Source organism: Bradyrhizobium manausense, assembly GCF_001440035.1.
Taxonomy (GTDB): domain Bacteria; phylum Pseudomonadota; class Alphaproteobacteria; order Rhizobiales; family Xanthobacteraceae; genus Bradyrhizobium; species Bradyrhizobium manausense.
Map to the genome: position 1 here is coordinate 174,912 of NZ_LJYG01000116.1, position 13,756 is coordinate 188,667.

Below are 13,756 nucleotides of genomic sequence, written 5' to 3' on the forward strand. Positions count from 1 at the left end.
CTAAAAATCCGGCATAACTATTTTTGCACTGCCATCGCTACCGGTCGACGGCCCGCCTTGAAAGCGCCCCGTCAATGTTCCATATGAGGATGGAGATCGCGAATCGAGCGATCGTTGCGAGCCGCGTGTTCTTAAGCCCCCACGGGCCTCTGGCTTGCCCCATATCTCCCAAGCCATCCGACACCCCAAACACGCAGGTGTCTTCTCGACACCCTTATGCACGCGCCCCGCTGATTGCGTCGGGCGCCGGCATTTGACATGGAAAGAACCCATCTTTTGACTTCGTTTCAGGACTTCGGCCTCGCCGAACCCATCGCACGCGCTCTCGCCGAAGAGAATTACGTCACCCCGACCCCCATCCAGGCCCAAACCATTCCACTGGCGCTGACCGGCCGCGACGTCGTCGGCATCGCCCAAACCGGCACCGGCAAGACCGCGTCCTTCGCGCTGCCGATCCTGCATCGCCTGCTCGAGAACCGGATCAAGCCACAGCCCAAGACGGCCCGCGTGCTGGTGCTCTCGCCGACCCGCGAACTGTCCGGGCAGATCCTCGACAGCTTTAACGCTTATGGCCGGCACATTCGCCTGTCCTCGACGCTCGCCATCGGCGGCGTGCCGATGGGTCGCCAGGTCCGCGCCCTGATGCAGGGCGTCGACGTGCTGGTTGCCACCCCCGGCCGCCTGCTCGACCTCGTGCAGAGCAACGGGCTGAAGCTTGGCAGCGTCGAGTTCCTCGTGCTCGATGAGGCTGATCGCATGCTCGACATGGGCTTCATCAACGACATCCGCAAAATCGTCGCGAAACTCCCGATCAAGCGACAGACGCTGTTCTTCTCCGCCACCATGCCGAAGGACATTGCCGAGCTCGCCGATTCCATGCTGCGTGATCCGGCGCGCGTCGCGGTGACCCCGGTCTCCTCGACCGCCGAGCGCATCAACCAGCGCATCATCCAGGTGGATTTCTCGGCCAAGGCCACCTTCCTGACCAAGCTGCTGAAGGACGAGCCGATTAACCGAGCGCTGGTTTTCACCCGCACCAAGCACGGCGCCGACAAGGTCGTGAAGACGCTGGAGCGGGCCGGCATCCCCGCCAGCGCGATCCACGGTAACAAATCGCAGAACCATCGCGAGCGCACGCTCGCGCAGTTCCGCTCCGGCGAAATCCGCACCCTGGTCGCCACCGATATCGCCGCCCGTGGCATCGACGTCGACGGCATCAGCCACGTCATCAACTACGACCTGCCGAACGTGCCGGAGACTTATGTGCACCGGATCGGCCGGACCGCGCGCGCCGGCGCCGACGGCACCGCGATCTCGCTGGTCGCCGGCGGCGAGGAACTCAGCTATCTCCGCGACATCGAGCGGCTGATCAAGGTGGCGCTGCCGCGCGAGGACCTCCGCACGGATGCCGGCGCTCCCCCGCCCCAGCAACAACGGCAGGGCCGGCCGGGCGGCCGCCCGGGCCAGCGCCCGCAAAGCGCACGGCATGGCGACGGACGGCGTAGCGACGACAGGCATGCCGACGGACGCCATCACAGCTCCGGCAAGCCGAGCGACGGGCGGCCCGGTGAGGGCCGTCATGGCGAGGCGCGGCATGTGGACGGAAGGCCCGGAAACGGCTCGAAGGGCTCTCGCCGCCGCCGCTCCGGTGGTAAGATGCATTCGCCAAACGAACGCCCCGAACAGCGTTCCGCGCATAGCGCAGGAGCGCCTGATGGGATACAAGGCGTGGCCTTTTTGCGCCGTGAGAGTCGGCCGAACGGCCACCCGAACCGCAAACCCCATTCGCACTAGCCGTCCACGACCTGGAGAAATTCATGGCTAAGGAAGAGCTGATCCAGTTCGAAGGACTGGTCACCGAAATCCTCCCCGACGCGCGGTACCGCGTCCAGCTCGACGCCGGGCACGAGATCGTCGCCTACACCGCCGGCAAGATGAAGAAGAACCGCATCAAGACGCTGGCGGGAGACCGCGTGACGGTGGAAATGTCGCCCTACGACCTCGAAAAGGGCCGGCTGATTTTCCGTCACAAGGACGAACGGCCCGCGACCGCCGGTGGACCGCCGCGCGGTGGCCCCCAGCGCGGCGGCCAGTTCCGCCGCCGCTGATCGGCCCTCGCCCCGCCTGGGCGCGGAATTAAAATGCTGACCTGTATGCTGATCCGCCGCGGGCATCACGGCGGATCAAAAAATCGTGCGCGCCAGGATTGTTTTGAGGCCTTAATTCCAATAAAATGAATTAATCGATTTTCGGCCGGACGACATTAGCATCCACCGGTACAGCCGGTTCAGACACGCTGACGACCCTTCCAAAAATTCGATCTAACCTGCCTGCGCGAGCGGGCTCTACCATTGTGTATCTGAGAAGGGACTACCCCCGTGAGCATGGGAACCGTGAAGTGGTTTAACGCGACCAAGGGCTATGGCTTCATCCAGCCCGACGACGGCGGCAAGGACGTGTTCGTTCACATCAGCGCCGTCGAGCGCGCCGGCCTCGGCTCGCTGCGCGAAGGCCAGAAGGTCTCCTACGAGATCGTCGCCGATCGCCGGTCCGGCAAGTCGGCTGCCGACAATCTCCGCGACGCAGGCTGAGATCGAAAGCGCGCGCCTTTGCGGGGCGCGCACCTGGATCGGCCTGAACGCACCCAACGACAGAAAAGGCCGTGCGGAATGCACGGCCTTTTTTCATGTCCGAAGAGCAGATGGGCTCAATATGTCGTGCAGCTGGTGCCCGGGCTGTAATAGACGCAGCTCGACAGGCGCGGGCGGGTGTAGGCGACGTCGCTCAGCGTGATCAAATTCTTGAGCACGTAGCCGACCGACGGCGTGTAGATGTAGCTGACCTCGCTGAAGATCAGATAGGTGTTGGCGACAGCGAGCGTCGTGGGAATCGAGACAGTGGATCTCTGCGCCCGCGGGGCCGTCCCCTTGCTCCACTGCACATGCGCCGTCTGCGTGGAATCCACGTAAAGTTCGGTGATCGTCGCCGACACGGGCGTCGCGTCATAAGGCGTCATGATTGCGGTCGAGGCCGCGAAGAAATTGGTCATGTCGGTATCGGCGACAGTGGTCGACTGCGAAGTGAGGTCCGCCAGCGTCCGCGCCATCAGCGTCACTTTGCGATCGATCGCGATGGCTGACGAGAATTCGACGGTGCCGAACATCATCACCAGCATCAGCGGAACGATCACCGCGAATTCGGTCGCGGCAAGACCTCTGCCGTCGGCAAGGAATTCGCACGCCGAAAAACCGGCCGCCCGCCATAATCTTGCAATCGCCTGCATCGCCGTGCCCGATCCGTTGTCCTAAAGCGCGATGAGATTGGGTTGAATCGTCATCGCGCTTCAGCTCTTTGTTTGAGCATGATCTCCGCGCAAACGCGTTCCGCTGATGTCGCGAGGGAAAACCGCTTCACACTTTTCCGGATCATGCTTTAGTAGGGCTCGTTCTTGAACGCGGCAGTTGCCACCAGCAGCCGCTTGTTCGTGCTGCCGCAGCCGATGTTGTAGCCGAGCCCGGTCACGAACAGCGGCCACTGATAGAACAGCCGGACCACCACGATGTCGCCGGCATTGCCGGCGTTGTAGTTCATGTTGGTGTCGAAATTGCACGCCCCATCGAGATGCGTCGGCAGCGTTATCGCCGAGAAGGACGAGTAGCTCGTGACGTCGACATACAGGCTGTTGCAGTTGAACAGCGCCGGAATCTGGCTACAGACGTAAGTCTTGAAGGTCGCCTGCGTGCAAGGCGAAGCGACGCCGTTCACCGCGCAGGCCGCCACCGACCCCGACTGCGCCTGACCGGTCAGCACCACGCGGGCGGAATTCTGCGTGATGGTCTCGAGCACCTGGCCTGAGAAGAACACCAGCGCCGTCTCGACGATGGCAAACAGCAGCGCGAAGAAAATCGGCGCAACCAGCGCGAACTCGACCGCCGCCGATCCACCGCGATGATCGCGAAACCGTCGCAGTGCGGACCGGAACCTCAATCTCGAAGCTACAGGCGATGGCATCGCGTTGAATTCCCCAGCGGCAGCGATCATGTGCCTCGATCAATATCGGAAACTGATTGTCCAAATGTTTCCGACACTCGATTCGGGCCGGGCGGGGTTGTTAGCAATGGGTTAACCACGCCGGCAGTACGAACGCCGGAGAACAGAAACTACGTCGCCCGCGACCGCGTGCGGGACCGGATGGTCCCGCCCTGGCCTGCCGGCCGACCGTGCCGGTTCGTCTTGTCGGTCTTTGTCAGTTCGTCTTTATCAGTTGGTCTTGGCAGCCGCGGCCGCAGAGGCGTTGCCGCTGGCATTGCTGCTCAGCGAGCCGGCCTGGCTCATCGTGGTGTTGAAGTATTGGTCGCTGTCGCCGAGCGTGACGCGGCGCTGGCAGAGCGGCATGCAGCTGTAGGATTCCCGCTCGATCCCGCGATAGACGGTGACGAGCCGGTCGCTTGGGCCTTCGACCTGGATCTGCCGATCGACCAGGATCTCACCGCCGCGATCGAGCGCGATGAAGTTGGTGGCGCCGTAACCCTTGCCGGTCACGACGATCATGCCGCCGGGCTGGAGCGTCACGTCGGCGATCAGGGGGTTGCCGACCACGATGGTGGCGACCTTGCCGGGCAAGCGCACCAGCTTGGCCTGATCGACATTGACCGCAATGGTATCAACGGTAGGCTCGGCAAGGCCGATCGCCGGCGATGCCAGCATAGCAGCCGCAGCCAGGAGACAGACGCGCGCATGGCGGCGCAGAAACTCTTTACGCATACTCTTACCCCGGGACGTCACAGACCGGCAGAATCGATCGGAAGCGGAGCCGGCGCCCGACCCGGTTAACCTGCCTGTAATTCGTGAACGTTCCGCAAATTCGCCGACTATTGTTCTAACGGACTTGCGTTTTATCGCCCGGCCTGGTGGCGGAACGGATAGGCGAGCTGGCCGGCAATCTCCTTCGGCATGGTCGCTTCGTCCTTGCCATAGTCCTGCGGCAGCTCGCCCTTCGGCATGCGGAAGGTGCCGAACAGCACATCCCAGATCGGGAAAGTGCCGGCAAAATTGGTGTCACCGCCCTCTTCGAGCGCCGTGTGGTGCCAGCGGTGGAACACCGGCGTCGCCAGCACATACCGGAACGGCCCGAAGGTCCAGTTCAGATTGGCGTGCACGAACGCCGAATGGAAGGTCGTGAACGGGCCAACCCAGATCATCACGTTCGGCGATATGCCGGCCATCAGCAGCACGACGTCGACGCCGATCGTTCCGAGCATCAGATTCACCGGATGAAAGCGCGCCGCTGAAATCCAGCTGATCTCCTCTGAGGAGTGATGGATCGCATGGTATTTCCAGAACCCGCCGCCGTGAAACAGCCGGTGCAGCCAGTACAGCATGAAGTCGGACGCTACCAGGAACAGCACGGCCTGCAGCCAGAGCGGCAATTGCGACAGCGGGCCGTGGCCATTGTCGTAGAAGGCGATCAGCTCGTCCGCGTCGTGGATGTTGAAGACGATGCCGGCGGTGACGATCAGCAGTCCGATCCGCATGGTGCGGGCAAACACCGGAACGAAGAACCAGTAGCAGATGTCGGTCACGATCTCGCGCTTGCGCCACCACGCCGGACCTGGATTGCAAGCCCAGAAATGCTCGAGCACCGTGAAGACCACCGCGAGCATGAAGGTAACGGGGATCACCTTCGCGATGGTCTCGCCGAGCATCAGGGCGACTTGCATGGGCAGGCTCGACATCATCGCGTCTCTTCCAGGCTGCTGATCCACTCACGCCTACGCCGCGAAATTTAAGGTTGGGTGAAGTTGACGCAGAGTTCAGAACCGGAACGAATCACGACGGGCGCCTTAAGGCGAAATTCACTCTGGCCAAAAGCACCGCGCACGCGGCGGGTTTGAGCGATTGAATTAACCCCGCCGAAAGAGCTCGGCTCACATGGTCGGCGCGTCAAGACAGCGCCGAACGAGGCGACCTCACCCAGACGGAGTTTAGTTCATGAAGAACCTGATTGCGCGTTTCGTGAAGGATGAATCCGGCGCCACCGCCATCGAATACGGTCTGATCGCCGCCGGCATTGCGCTGGCCATCATCACTGTCGTTAACAACCTCGGCAGCACGCTGAACACCAAGTTCGGCTCGATCAGCACCTCGCTGAAGTAAGCCGAGCGACGAAAACGGCAAAAGCCCCGGACCTCCGGGGCCTTTGTTTTCATGACACGGCGAGTTCCAGTGGCGTTGCGTGAGCACAGAACCGATGCCGCAATGGCGGCGACCGAGGCGGACACGGCGCGCGGCGACGCGTCGGCCTATTGGGTTTGCCTTGCCCTGCTGCTCGCAATGATCACGCTGGCGATGCGCATCGCCAGCATGTGGTGAGACCGCCGGCGACGTCGTTCCGAAGCTGCGGCGGCCGTTGTCGGTTTGTTTAACACTGCCTTCTAGCATGCGCCGGCGCCCCGTTTCCGCGACAGACCAAGGCCTCCAGACGCAGCCCATGACACTCGACCTCGCGCGCCTTCTGCTGTTCCCGGCCCTGATGGCGTTCGCGGCCGCCAGCGATCTTTTCACGATGACGATCTCCAACCGCGTGTCGCTGACGCTGGTCGCGGGTTTCTTCGTGCTCGCCTTGGCCGGTGGTATGGCACCTTACGAGATGCTGAGCCATGTCGGTGCCGGCGCGCTACTGCTCGTCGTGGCCTTCACCTGCTTTGCGATGGGCTGGATGGGCGGGGGCGATGCCAAGGTTGCCGCGTCCGTGGCGCTCTGGTTCGGCTTCGCCCAATTGATGGACTTCCTGCTCTACGCCTCGCTGTTCGGCGGAGCGCTGACGCTGCTGCTGCTGCAGTTCCGACAATGGCCGCTCCCTTACGGACTTGCCGGCCAGGCCTGGCTCGCACGGCTTCACGACAAGCAGACCGGCATTCCCTACGGCATCGCACTCGCGCTTGGCGCGCTGTTGGTCTATCCCGAAACCGAATGGGTGAAGGCGATCGACCTCGCTCACCTCGCACTGCGCTGAACGCCGCGATAACCCGGCGTTAAGGCGATTTAGATACGCCTCATTAACCATGCTTTGACGAATAGCTGGTCAACTGCCGATTACGGCGGCGGCAGCGTCGCGGGGTTTTGTGGAAAGTGAAGCGTATGAATAGGGCACGCATAGTCGTCCTGACGGTCGCCATCTGCGCCGGCGGCATCGCTGCGTACCTGGCGAGCGGCTCGGACTCTGCGCCGCCTCCAGCGGCTCCGGTCGCGCAGCTTCCCACCACCGACGTCCTGGTCGCCAAGAACGACATCGGCCTCGGACAGACCCTGAAGCCGGACGACGTGCAGTGGCAGACCTGGCCGACGGCGACCGCCAGCGCCACTTTCATTCGCCGCAACGAGCGCCCGGACGGCGCGACCCAGGTTACGGGCTCGATCGCCCGTGCCCCTTTCATCCAGGGTGAACCGATCCGCGACCAGAAGCTGGTCAAGGCCGATGGTTCCGGCTTCATGGCCGCGATCCTGCCGAGCGGCAAGCGGGCCATCTCGACCGAAATCACGCCGGAGACGGGTGCCGGCGGCTTTATCCTGCCCAACGATCGCGTTGACGTTCTGCTCACGCGCCGCCTCAAGAATCCGGACCCGAGCGGACAGGATATCGTCACATCCGAGATCCTCCTGACCAATGTCCGCGTGCTGGCCATCGACCAGGCGCCGAAGGAGAAAGAGGGCCAGAACGCAGTGGTCGGCAAGACCGTGACCCTGGAGCTCGATTCCGCGCAGACCAAGGTGCTGTCTTCAGCCCGCCAGGCCGGAACATTGTCGTTGGCGCTGCGCAGCATCGCCGACGTCAAGACGACCGAGATCACGCTCGATGAATCCGCGCCGCAGCGCGACGGCGTTTCGATCATTCGCTACGGCATTCAAAGTCAGGGTGCGAGAGCACGATGAGGACAGTCGATATGAGATGCAGGGCAGATCTGGCGACGATGCGGACCTCCGTGGTCCGCGCCCTGTCGTTCTCGGCCGCTCTCGCGCTGACGCTTAACCCCGCGCTGACGCCGGTGATTGCCGCCGACTATCGTCCGGCGGCGCCGGTCGCGGCCGATGGTCAGATGAACGCGCGCTTCCTTTCGCTCGGCGTCGGCAAGTCGATCGTGATCGACCTGCCACGCGACATCAAGGACGTGCTCGTCGCCGATCCCAAGATCGCCAATGCGGTGGTCCGCTCGTCCCAGCGCGCCTACATCATCGGAGCCTCGGTCGGCCAGACCAACATCGTGTTCTTCGATTCCGCCGGCCAGCAGATCGCCGCCTACGACATCGCAGTCAAGCGCGACCTCAATGGCGTGCGCGCGGCGCTGAAGCAGATCTTGCCCAATTCCGACATCCAGATCGACGGCCTCGGGGAGGGCGTCGTCCTGAGCGGCACCGCGGCCAACCCGGTCGAAGCGCAGCAGGCCAACGATCTCGCCGCACGCCTCGCTGGCGGCACCGACAAGGTGCTGAACTCGATCGTGGTCCGCGGCCGCGACCAGGTCATGCTGAAGGTGACCGTTGCGGAAGTCGCGCGAAACATCGTCAAGCAGCTCGGCATCGATCTCACCGCGAACCTCAACTACGGCACCTCGGTGGTGAGCTTCACCAACTCGAACCCGTTCACCGCGCTTGGCCACAATCTCGTGGACGGCAACAGCCTGAGCGCGAAGTTCGGCGGAGGCCCCTCTGTGCAGGCCACCCTCCGCGCGATGGAAACCGCAGGCGTGATCCGCACGCTGGCCGAGCCGAATCTGACCGCGATCTCCGGTGAATCGGCGACGTTTATCGCCGGCGGCGAATTCCCGGTGCCGGCGGGCTATGCTTGCGATCCTACCACGCATGTCTGCACCACCCAGATCAGCTTCAAGAAGTTCGGCATCTCGCTCAATTTCACCCCCGTGGTGCTGACCGAGGGCAAGATCAGCCTGCGGGTGATGACCGAGGTGTCTGAACTCTCCAACGACAACGCGATCACGTTGTCGCAGGCCGTCACCACGAGCTCGGTGAACTCGGTGACCGTCCCCTCGATCAGGACCCGCCGCGCCGAGACCTCGCTCGAGATTCCCTCCGGCGGCGCAATGGCAATGGCCGGTCTGATTCAGCAGCAGACCAAGCAGGCGGTCAGCGGATTGCCGGGCCTGATGCAGCTGCCTATTCTCGGCACGCTGTTCCGCAGCCGCGACTTCGTCAACAGCGCGACCGAACTGGTCGTGATCGTGACGCCCTACATCGTGCGCGCAACGTCGCCAAAGGACCTCTCGCGTCCGGACGACGGCTTCTCGGCGCCGGCCGATCCGCAGGCCGAACTGATCGGCAACATCAACCGCCTTTACGGCGTTCCGGGGCGGACCGAACCGGCCAAGAACTACCGCGGCACTTACGGCTTCATCACCGACTGAGGCGGAACGGGGACTCAAGTCATGATTACAGCACGACCCCAGATCCGCCACCGCGCCGCCGGCCTCGGCGGCGTGCTCGTGGGTATCGCGCTCGCACTCGGCGGCTGCCAGCACGACGAGGTGGCGACGGCTTCCATTCCCGACGACTACAAGCAACGTCACCCGATCGCGATCGAGGAGCAGAACCGCTCGATCGTGGTGTTCGTCGGTCACGCCCGCGGCGGCTTGACCGCAGCCCAGCGCGCCGACGTGATGGGACTGGCGTCGGCCTGGACGCATGAGGGTACCGGCGCGATTCACATCGACGTGCCCACGGGAACGCCCAATGCACGTCCGGTTGCGGAATCCATGCGAGAGATTCAGGCGATGCTGGCGGCCGGGGGCGTCCCCCCGCGCGGCATCATCGCCCGCCCATACCGGCCGGAAGACAAGCGTTTCCTGCCGCCGATCCGACTGACCTATTCGAAGATCGCGGCGGTCGCGGGTCCATGCGGCCTGTGGCCGGAGGACATCGGCCCCTCGATGAAGAACAAGGGCTGGTTCGAGAACAAGGACTATTACAATTTCGGCTGCGCCTATCAGCGCAACATGGCGGCGATGGTCGACAATCCGTCGGACCTCGAGCAGCCGCGGCCTGAAACTCCTGTTTACACCATACGACGCACCGCCGCCTTCGAGAAATACCGCAAGGGGTTGCCGACAGCGACCACCTATCCCGAGGCCGAAAAGGCCAAACTCAGCGACACCGGCAAATGATCAACTACGCGCGCCAGACTCAGGAAGAGCAGCCGGAGATCCCGCCGCCGGTCGAAGAGCATATTGCGCCCGCGCCGCGCGTCTCCGTCCAGGCCTTCTGCGACACCGTGGAGACCGCTGCAGCCGTGCAATCGGCCGGCGAGGATCGCCGCCTCGGCAAGGCCCATCTGAAGATCCAGATGGGCGGCATGATGGCTGCAATCGAAGCTTACCGCTCGGCGCCCACGCCGAACGTGATCGTGCTCGAGAGCGACGCCCGCAACGATCTGTTGGCCGGGCTGGACCAGCTCGCCACCGTCTGCGACGCGGGTACCCGCGTCGTCGTGATCGGCCGCATCAACGACGTCATGCTCTATCGCGAGCTGGTGCGCCGCGGCGTCAGTGACTACGTGCTCGCGCCGGTCGGTGCGATCGACGTCGTGCGCTCGATCTGCAATCTGTTCTCGGCACCGGAAGCCAAGGCGGTCGGCCGCATCATCGCCGTGGTCGGCGCCAAAGGCGGCGTCGGTGCCTCCACCATTTCCCACAACGTCGCCTGGGCCATCGCACGGGACCTTGCGATGGACGCCGTGGTCGCCGATCTCGACCTCGCTTTCGGCACGGCCGGGCTCGACTATAACCAGGATCCGCCCCAGGGCATCGCGGACGCCGTGTTCTCGCCCGATCGCGTCGATACCGCCTTCATCGATCGCCTGCTGTCGAAATGCACGGACCATCTCAGCCTGCTGGCGGCGCCGGCGACGCTCGACCGGGTCTATGATTTCGGCACCGACGCTTTCGACGCCGTATTCGACACGCTGCGCTCGACCATGCCCTGCATCGTGCTGGACATCCCGCATCAATGGTCGGGCTGGACCAAGCGCGCCCTCATCGGCGCCGATGACATCCTGATCGTGGCGGCGCCGGATCTCGCCAATCTGCGCAATACCAAGAACCTGTTCGATCTCCTGAAGGCCGCCCGTCCCAACGACCGCCCGCCGCTGTACTGCCTCAACCAGGTCGGCGTTCCCAAGCGGCCGGAGATCGCCGCGACCGAATTCGCCAAGGCGATCGAGAGCCAGCCGGTGGTCTCGATTCCGTTCGAGCCGCAGATCTTCGGCGCGGCGGCCAACAACGGCCAGATGATCGCGGAGATCTCCGCGAACCACAAGTCTATCGAGATGTTCCTCCAGATCGCCCAGCGCCTCACCGGCCGGAGCGAGACGAAGAAACAAAAGTCGTCCTTGCTTTCACCGCTGATTGAGAAGTTGCGGGGAAAATAAGCCGCCGCATGGAGTTGTTAAGTGTTCGGTAAGCGTAGCGGAACAGACACCGACTTTCGGGCTCCCAAGCCCGGCGCCGTGTCGCCAGAGCCTGCCTCGGCTCCGGCGCCGACGGTGTCGCGCGCGCCGCCCCCGCCGGTGGTCGCGTCCCCGCCGCTCGCGCCGTCCCGGCCCCCGCCGGTCATGGAAACCCGCCGCTCGGACAATTATTACGAGGTCAAGGCGACCATCTTCGGCGCGCTGATCGAGGCCATCGACCTCGCCCAGCTTGCCAAGCTCGATTCCGAATCGGCGCGCGAGGAAATCCGCGACATCGTCAACGAGATCATCGCGATCAAGAACATCGTGATGTCGATCGCCGAGCAGGAAGAGCTGCTCGACGACATCTGCAACGACGTGCTCGGCTACGGCCCGCTCGAGCCGCTGCTCGCCCGCGACGACATCGCCGATATCATGGTGAACGGCGCCGGCACGGTCTTCATCGAAGTCAGTGGCAAGATCCAGCGGACCGGTATCCGCTTCCGCGACAACCAGCAGCTCCTCAACATCTGCCAGCGCATCGTCAGCCAGGTCGGCCGGCGCGTCGACGAATCCTCGCCGATCTGCGACGCGCGTCTCGCCGACGGCTCGCGCGTCAACGCCATCGTCCCGCCGCTCGCGATCGACGGCCCCGCGCTCACCATTCGTAAGTTCAAGAAGGACAAGCTGACGCTCGATCAGCTGGTCAGATTCGGCGCGATCTCGCCTGAGGGCGCCGAGATTCTCCAGATCATCGGGCGCGTCCGCTGCAACGTGCTGATCTCGGGCGGTACCGGCTCGGGCAAGACCACCCTGCTTAACTGTCTCACCAACTACATCGAGCACGACGAGCGCGTCATCACCTGCGAGGACGCCGCCGAGCTTCAGCTCCAGCAGCCCCACGTGGTGCGGCTCGAAACCCGGCCGCCCAACATCGAGGGCGAAGGCCAGGTCACCATGCGCGAGCTGGTGCGAAACTGTCTGCGTATGCGCCCCGAACGCATCATCGTCGGCGAAGTCCGCGGCCCGGAGGCCTTCGACCTCCTCCAGGCCATGAACACCGGCCACGACGGCTCGATGGGGACGCTGCACGCCAACAATCCCCGTGAAGCGCTGTCACGCTGCGAATCCATGATCACGATGGGCGGCTTTTCGCTGCCCTCGCGAACGATCCGCGAGATGATCTGCGCCTCGATCGACGTCATCGTCCAGGCCGCGCGTCTGCGCGACGGCTCGCGCCGCATCACCCACATCACCGAGGTGATGGGCATGGAAGGCGACACCATCATCACCCAGGACATCTTTCTCTACGACCTGATCGGCGAGGACGCCAACGGCAAGATCATCGGCCAGCATCGCTCGACCGGCATTGGCCGCCCGAAATTCTGGGAACGCGCCCGCTATTACGGCGAAGAGAAACGCCTTGCCGCCGCGCTCGACGCCGCGGAAAAGAAACCGAACACGTGAGCAGGCCGGCGCAGCCATGAACACTCAGGTCCTCGCCCTCGCCTTCCTCGCCACCGCCGCTGTCGGCGGCATCGCCTGGGTCTTCGTCTATCCGATGCTGTCGGGCGAGCGGAAGGCCGAGAGCCGCCGTGCCTCGATCGCACGCGCCGAGGCGCCGACGGCGCGCCAGGCCGAGAAGACCCAGCGCTCGCGCCGCGAGCAGGTCGAGAGCTCGCTCAAGGATCTCGAGGCCAGGCGCACGCAGGAGAAGAGCGTCCCGCTCAACATCCGCCTGTCGCAGGCGGGGCTCGACTGGACCACGCAGAAATTCTGGATCGTGTCCGCGGTCGTGGCGGGCGTGTTTTTCGTCGGCACATGGTTTGGTGGCGGCGGCCTGCTCGGCGCGGCAGGTCTTGCCTTTGCCGGCGGCTTCGGCCTGCCGCGCTGGGCCCTGGGCTTCCTGAAGAAGCGTCGCGAGAACAAGTTCCTTGCAGCGCTGCCCGACGCCGTCGACGTCATCGTCCGCGGCATCAAGGCCGGCCTGCCGCTGTTCGAATCGATCAAGGTCGTCGCGGCCGACGCGCCGGAGCCGCTGCGCAGCGAGTTCCTGGCCATCATCGAGACGCAGGCGATCGGCATGCCGCTCGGCGAGGCCTGCTCGCGCCTCTATGAGCGCATGCCGCTGCCCGAGGCCAACTTCTTCGGCATCGTGGTGTCGATCCAGCAGAAATCGGGCGGCAACCTCTCCGAGGCGCTGGGCAACCTCTCCAAGGTGCTGCGCGACCGCAAGAAGATGAAGGAGAAGATCCAGGCGATGTCGATGGAAGCCAAGGCCTCGGCCGGCATCATCGGCTC

At 64.1% G+C, this 13,756-nt stretch carries 15 protein-coding genes; 11 read left to right on the top strand and 4 right to left on the bottom strand.

Going from position 1 to position 13,756, the window contains the following annotated elements; genetic code table 11:
• Nucleotides 1-258: 258 nt before the first annotated feature.
• The 3 genes from AOQ71_RS41040 (at nucleotide 259) to AOQ71_RS41050 (ending at nucleotide 2,591) form a co-directional block, all read left to right on the top strand.
• A complete protein-coding gene (locus AOQ71_RS41040) occupies nucleotides 259-1,794 on the top strand; it encodes a DEAD/DEAH box helicase (protein WP_057759440.1) in 1,536 nt (511 codons plus the stop codon).
• 23 nt (nucleotides 1,795-1,817) lie between these two features.
• The gene (gene infA / locus AOQ71_RS41045) at nucleotides 1,818-2,108 is read left to right on the top strand and encodes a translation initiation factor IF-1 (RefSeq protein ID WP_008546913.1); all 291 of its coding nucleotides are present in this window, start codon (nucleotides 1,818-1,820) and stop codon (nucleotides 2,106-2,108) included.
• Nucleotides 2,109-2,378: 270 nt separating this feature from the next.
• Entirely contained in the window at nucleotides 2,379-2,591 is a 213-nt protein-coding gene (locus AOQ71_RS41050) for a cold-shock protein (protein ID WP_057759442.1), read from the top strand.
• A 116-nt stretch (nucleotides 2,592-2,707) separates the two neighbouring features.
• On the opposite strand, the gene AOQ71_RS41055 is transcribed toward AOQ71_RS41050, so the two are convergent.
• The 4 genes from AOQ71_RS41055 to AOQ71_RS41070 all read right to left on the bottom strand — a co-directional run bounded on the left by AOQ71_RS41055 (nucleotide 2,708) and on the right by AOQ71_RS41070 (nucleotide 5,735).
• Nucleotides 2,708-3,283: a TadE/TadG family type IV pilus assembly protein gene (locus AOQ71_RS41055; RefSeq protein ID WP_057759444.1), complete on the bottom strand. Its 576-nt coding sequence runs from the start codon at nucleotides 3,281-3,283 to the stop codon at nucleotides 2,708-2,710.
• 149 nt (nucleotides 3,284-3,432) lie between these two features.
• Nucleotides 3,433-4,011 carry a TadE/TadG family type IV pilus assembly protein gene (locus AOQ71_RS41060; RefSeq protein ID WP_057759913.1) on the bottom strand — a complete coding sequence of 193 codons (579 nt, stop codon included), beginning with the start codon at nucleotides 4,009-4,011 and terminating at the stop codon, nucleotides 3,433-3,435.
• Nucleotides 4,012-4,260: 249 nt separating this feature from the next.
• Nucleotides 4,261-4,764, bottom strand: a complete 504-nt coding sequence (locus AOQ71_RS41065; protein WP_057759446.1) for a pilus assembly protein N-terminal domain-containing protein — start codon at nucleotides 4,762-4,764, stop codon at nucleotides 4,261-4,263.
• Nucleotides 4,765-4,895: 131 nt separating this feature from the next.
• Nucleotides 4,896-5,735 carry a sterol desaturase family protein gene (locus AOQ71_RS41070; protein WP_057759916.1) on the bottom strand — a complete coding sequence of 280 codons (840 nt, stop codon included), beginning with the start codon at nucleotides 5,733-5,735 and terminating at the stop codon, nucleotides 4,896-4,898.
• 256 nt (nucleotides 5,736-5,991) lie between these two features.
• On the opposite strand from AOQ71_RS41070, the gene AOQ71_RS41075 reads away from it, so the two are divergent.
• The 8 genes from AOQ71_RS41075 to AOQ71_RS41110 form a co-directional block, all read left to right on the top strand.
• Nucleotides 5,992-6,156, top strand: coding sequence for a Flp family type IVb pilin (locus AOQ71_RS41075; protein WP_057759447.1), 165 nt, complete (start codon nucleotides 5,992-5,994; stop codon nucleotides 6,154-6,156).
• Between the two features lie 334 nt (nucleotides 6,157-6,490).
• Nucleotides 6,491-7,015 (top strand): A24 family peptidase, encoded by a 525-nt coding sequence (locus tag AOQ71_RS41080; RefSeq protein WP_057759450.1) that lies wholly within the window; start codon nucleotides 6,491-6,493, stop codon nucleotides 7,013-7,015.
• A 125-nt stretch (nucleotides 7,016-7,140) separates the two neighbouring features.
• On the top strand, nucleotides 7,141-7,932 hold the full coding sequence (gene cpaB, locus AOQ71_RS41085) for a Flp pilus assembly protein CpaB (RefSeq protein WP_057759452.1): 792 nt from the start codon (nucleotides 7,141-7,143) through the stop codon (nucleotides 7,930-7,932).
• A gap of 11 nt (nucleotides 7,933-7,943) precedes the next feature.
• Nucleotides 7,944-9,419 (top strand): type II and III secretion system protein family protein, encoded by a 1,476-nt coding sequence (locus AOQ71_RS41090; RefSeq protein WP_057759919.1) that lies wholly within the window; start codon nucleotides 7,944-7,946, stop codon nucleotides 9,417-9,419.
• Between the two features lie 21 nt (nucleotides 9,420-9,440).
• Entirely contained in the window at nucleotides 9,441-10,175 is a 735-nt protein-coding gene (locus tag AOQ71_RS41095; protein WP_057759454.1) for a CpaD family pilus assembly protein, read from the top strand.
• Nucleotides 10,172-11,437, top strand: a complete 1,266-nt coding sequence (locus AOQ71_RS41100; RefSeq protein WP_057759456.1) for a CpaE/TadZ family protein — start codon at nucleotides 10,172-10,174, stop codon at nucleotides 11,435-11,437. Before AOQ71_RS41095 ends, AOQ71_RS41100 begins: the two co-directional genes overlap by 4 nt.
• Before the next feature lie 21 nt (nucleotides 11,438-11,458).
• The gene (locus AOQ71_RS41105; RefSeq protein ID WP_083514873.1) at nucleotides 11,459-12,922 is read left to right on the top strand and encodes a TadA family conjugal transfer-associated ATPase; all 1,464 of its coding nucleotides are present in this window, start codon (nucleotides 11,459-11,461) and stop codon (nucleotides 12,920-12,922) included.
• A 16-nt stretch (nucleotides 12,923-12,938) separates the two neighbouring features.
• The coding region (locus AOQ71_RS41110) for a type II secretion system F family protein (RefSeq protein WP_245317426.1) at nucleotides 12,939-13,756 on the top strand (818 nt) is incomplete at its 3' end.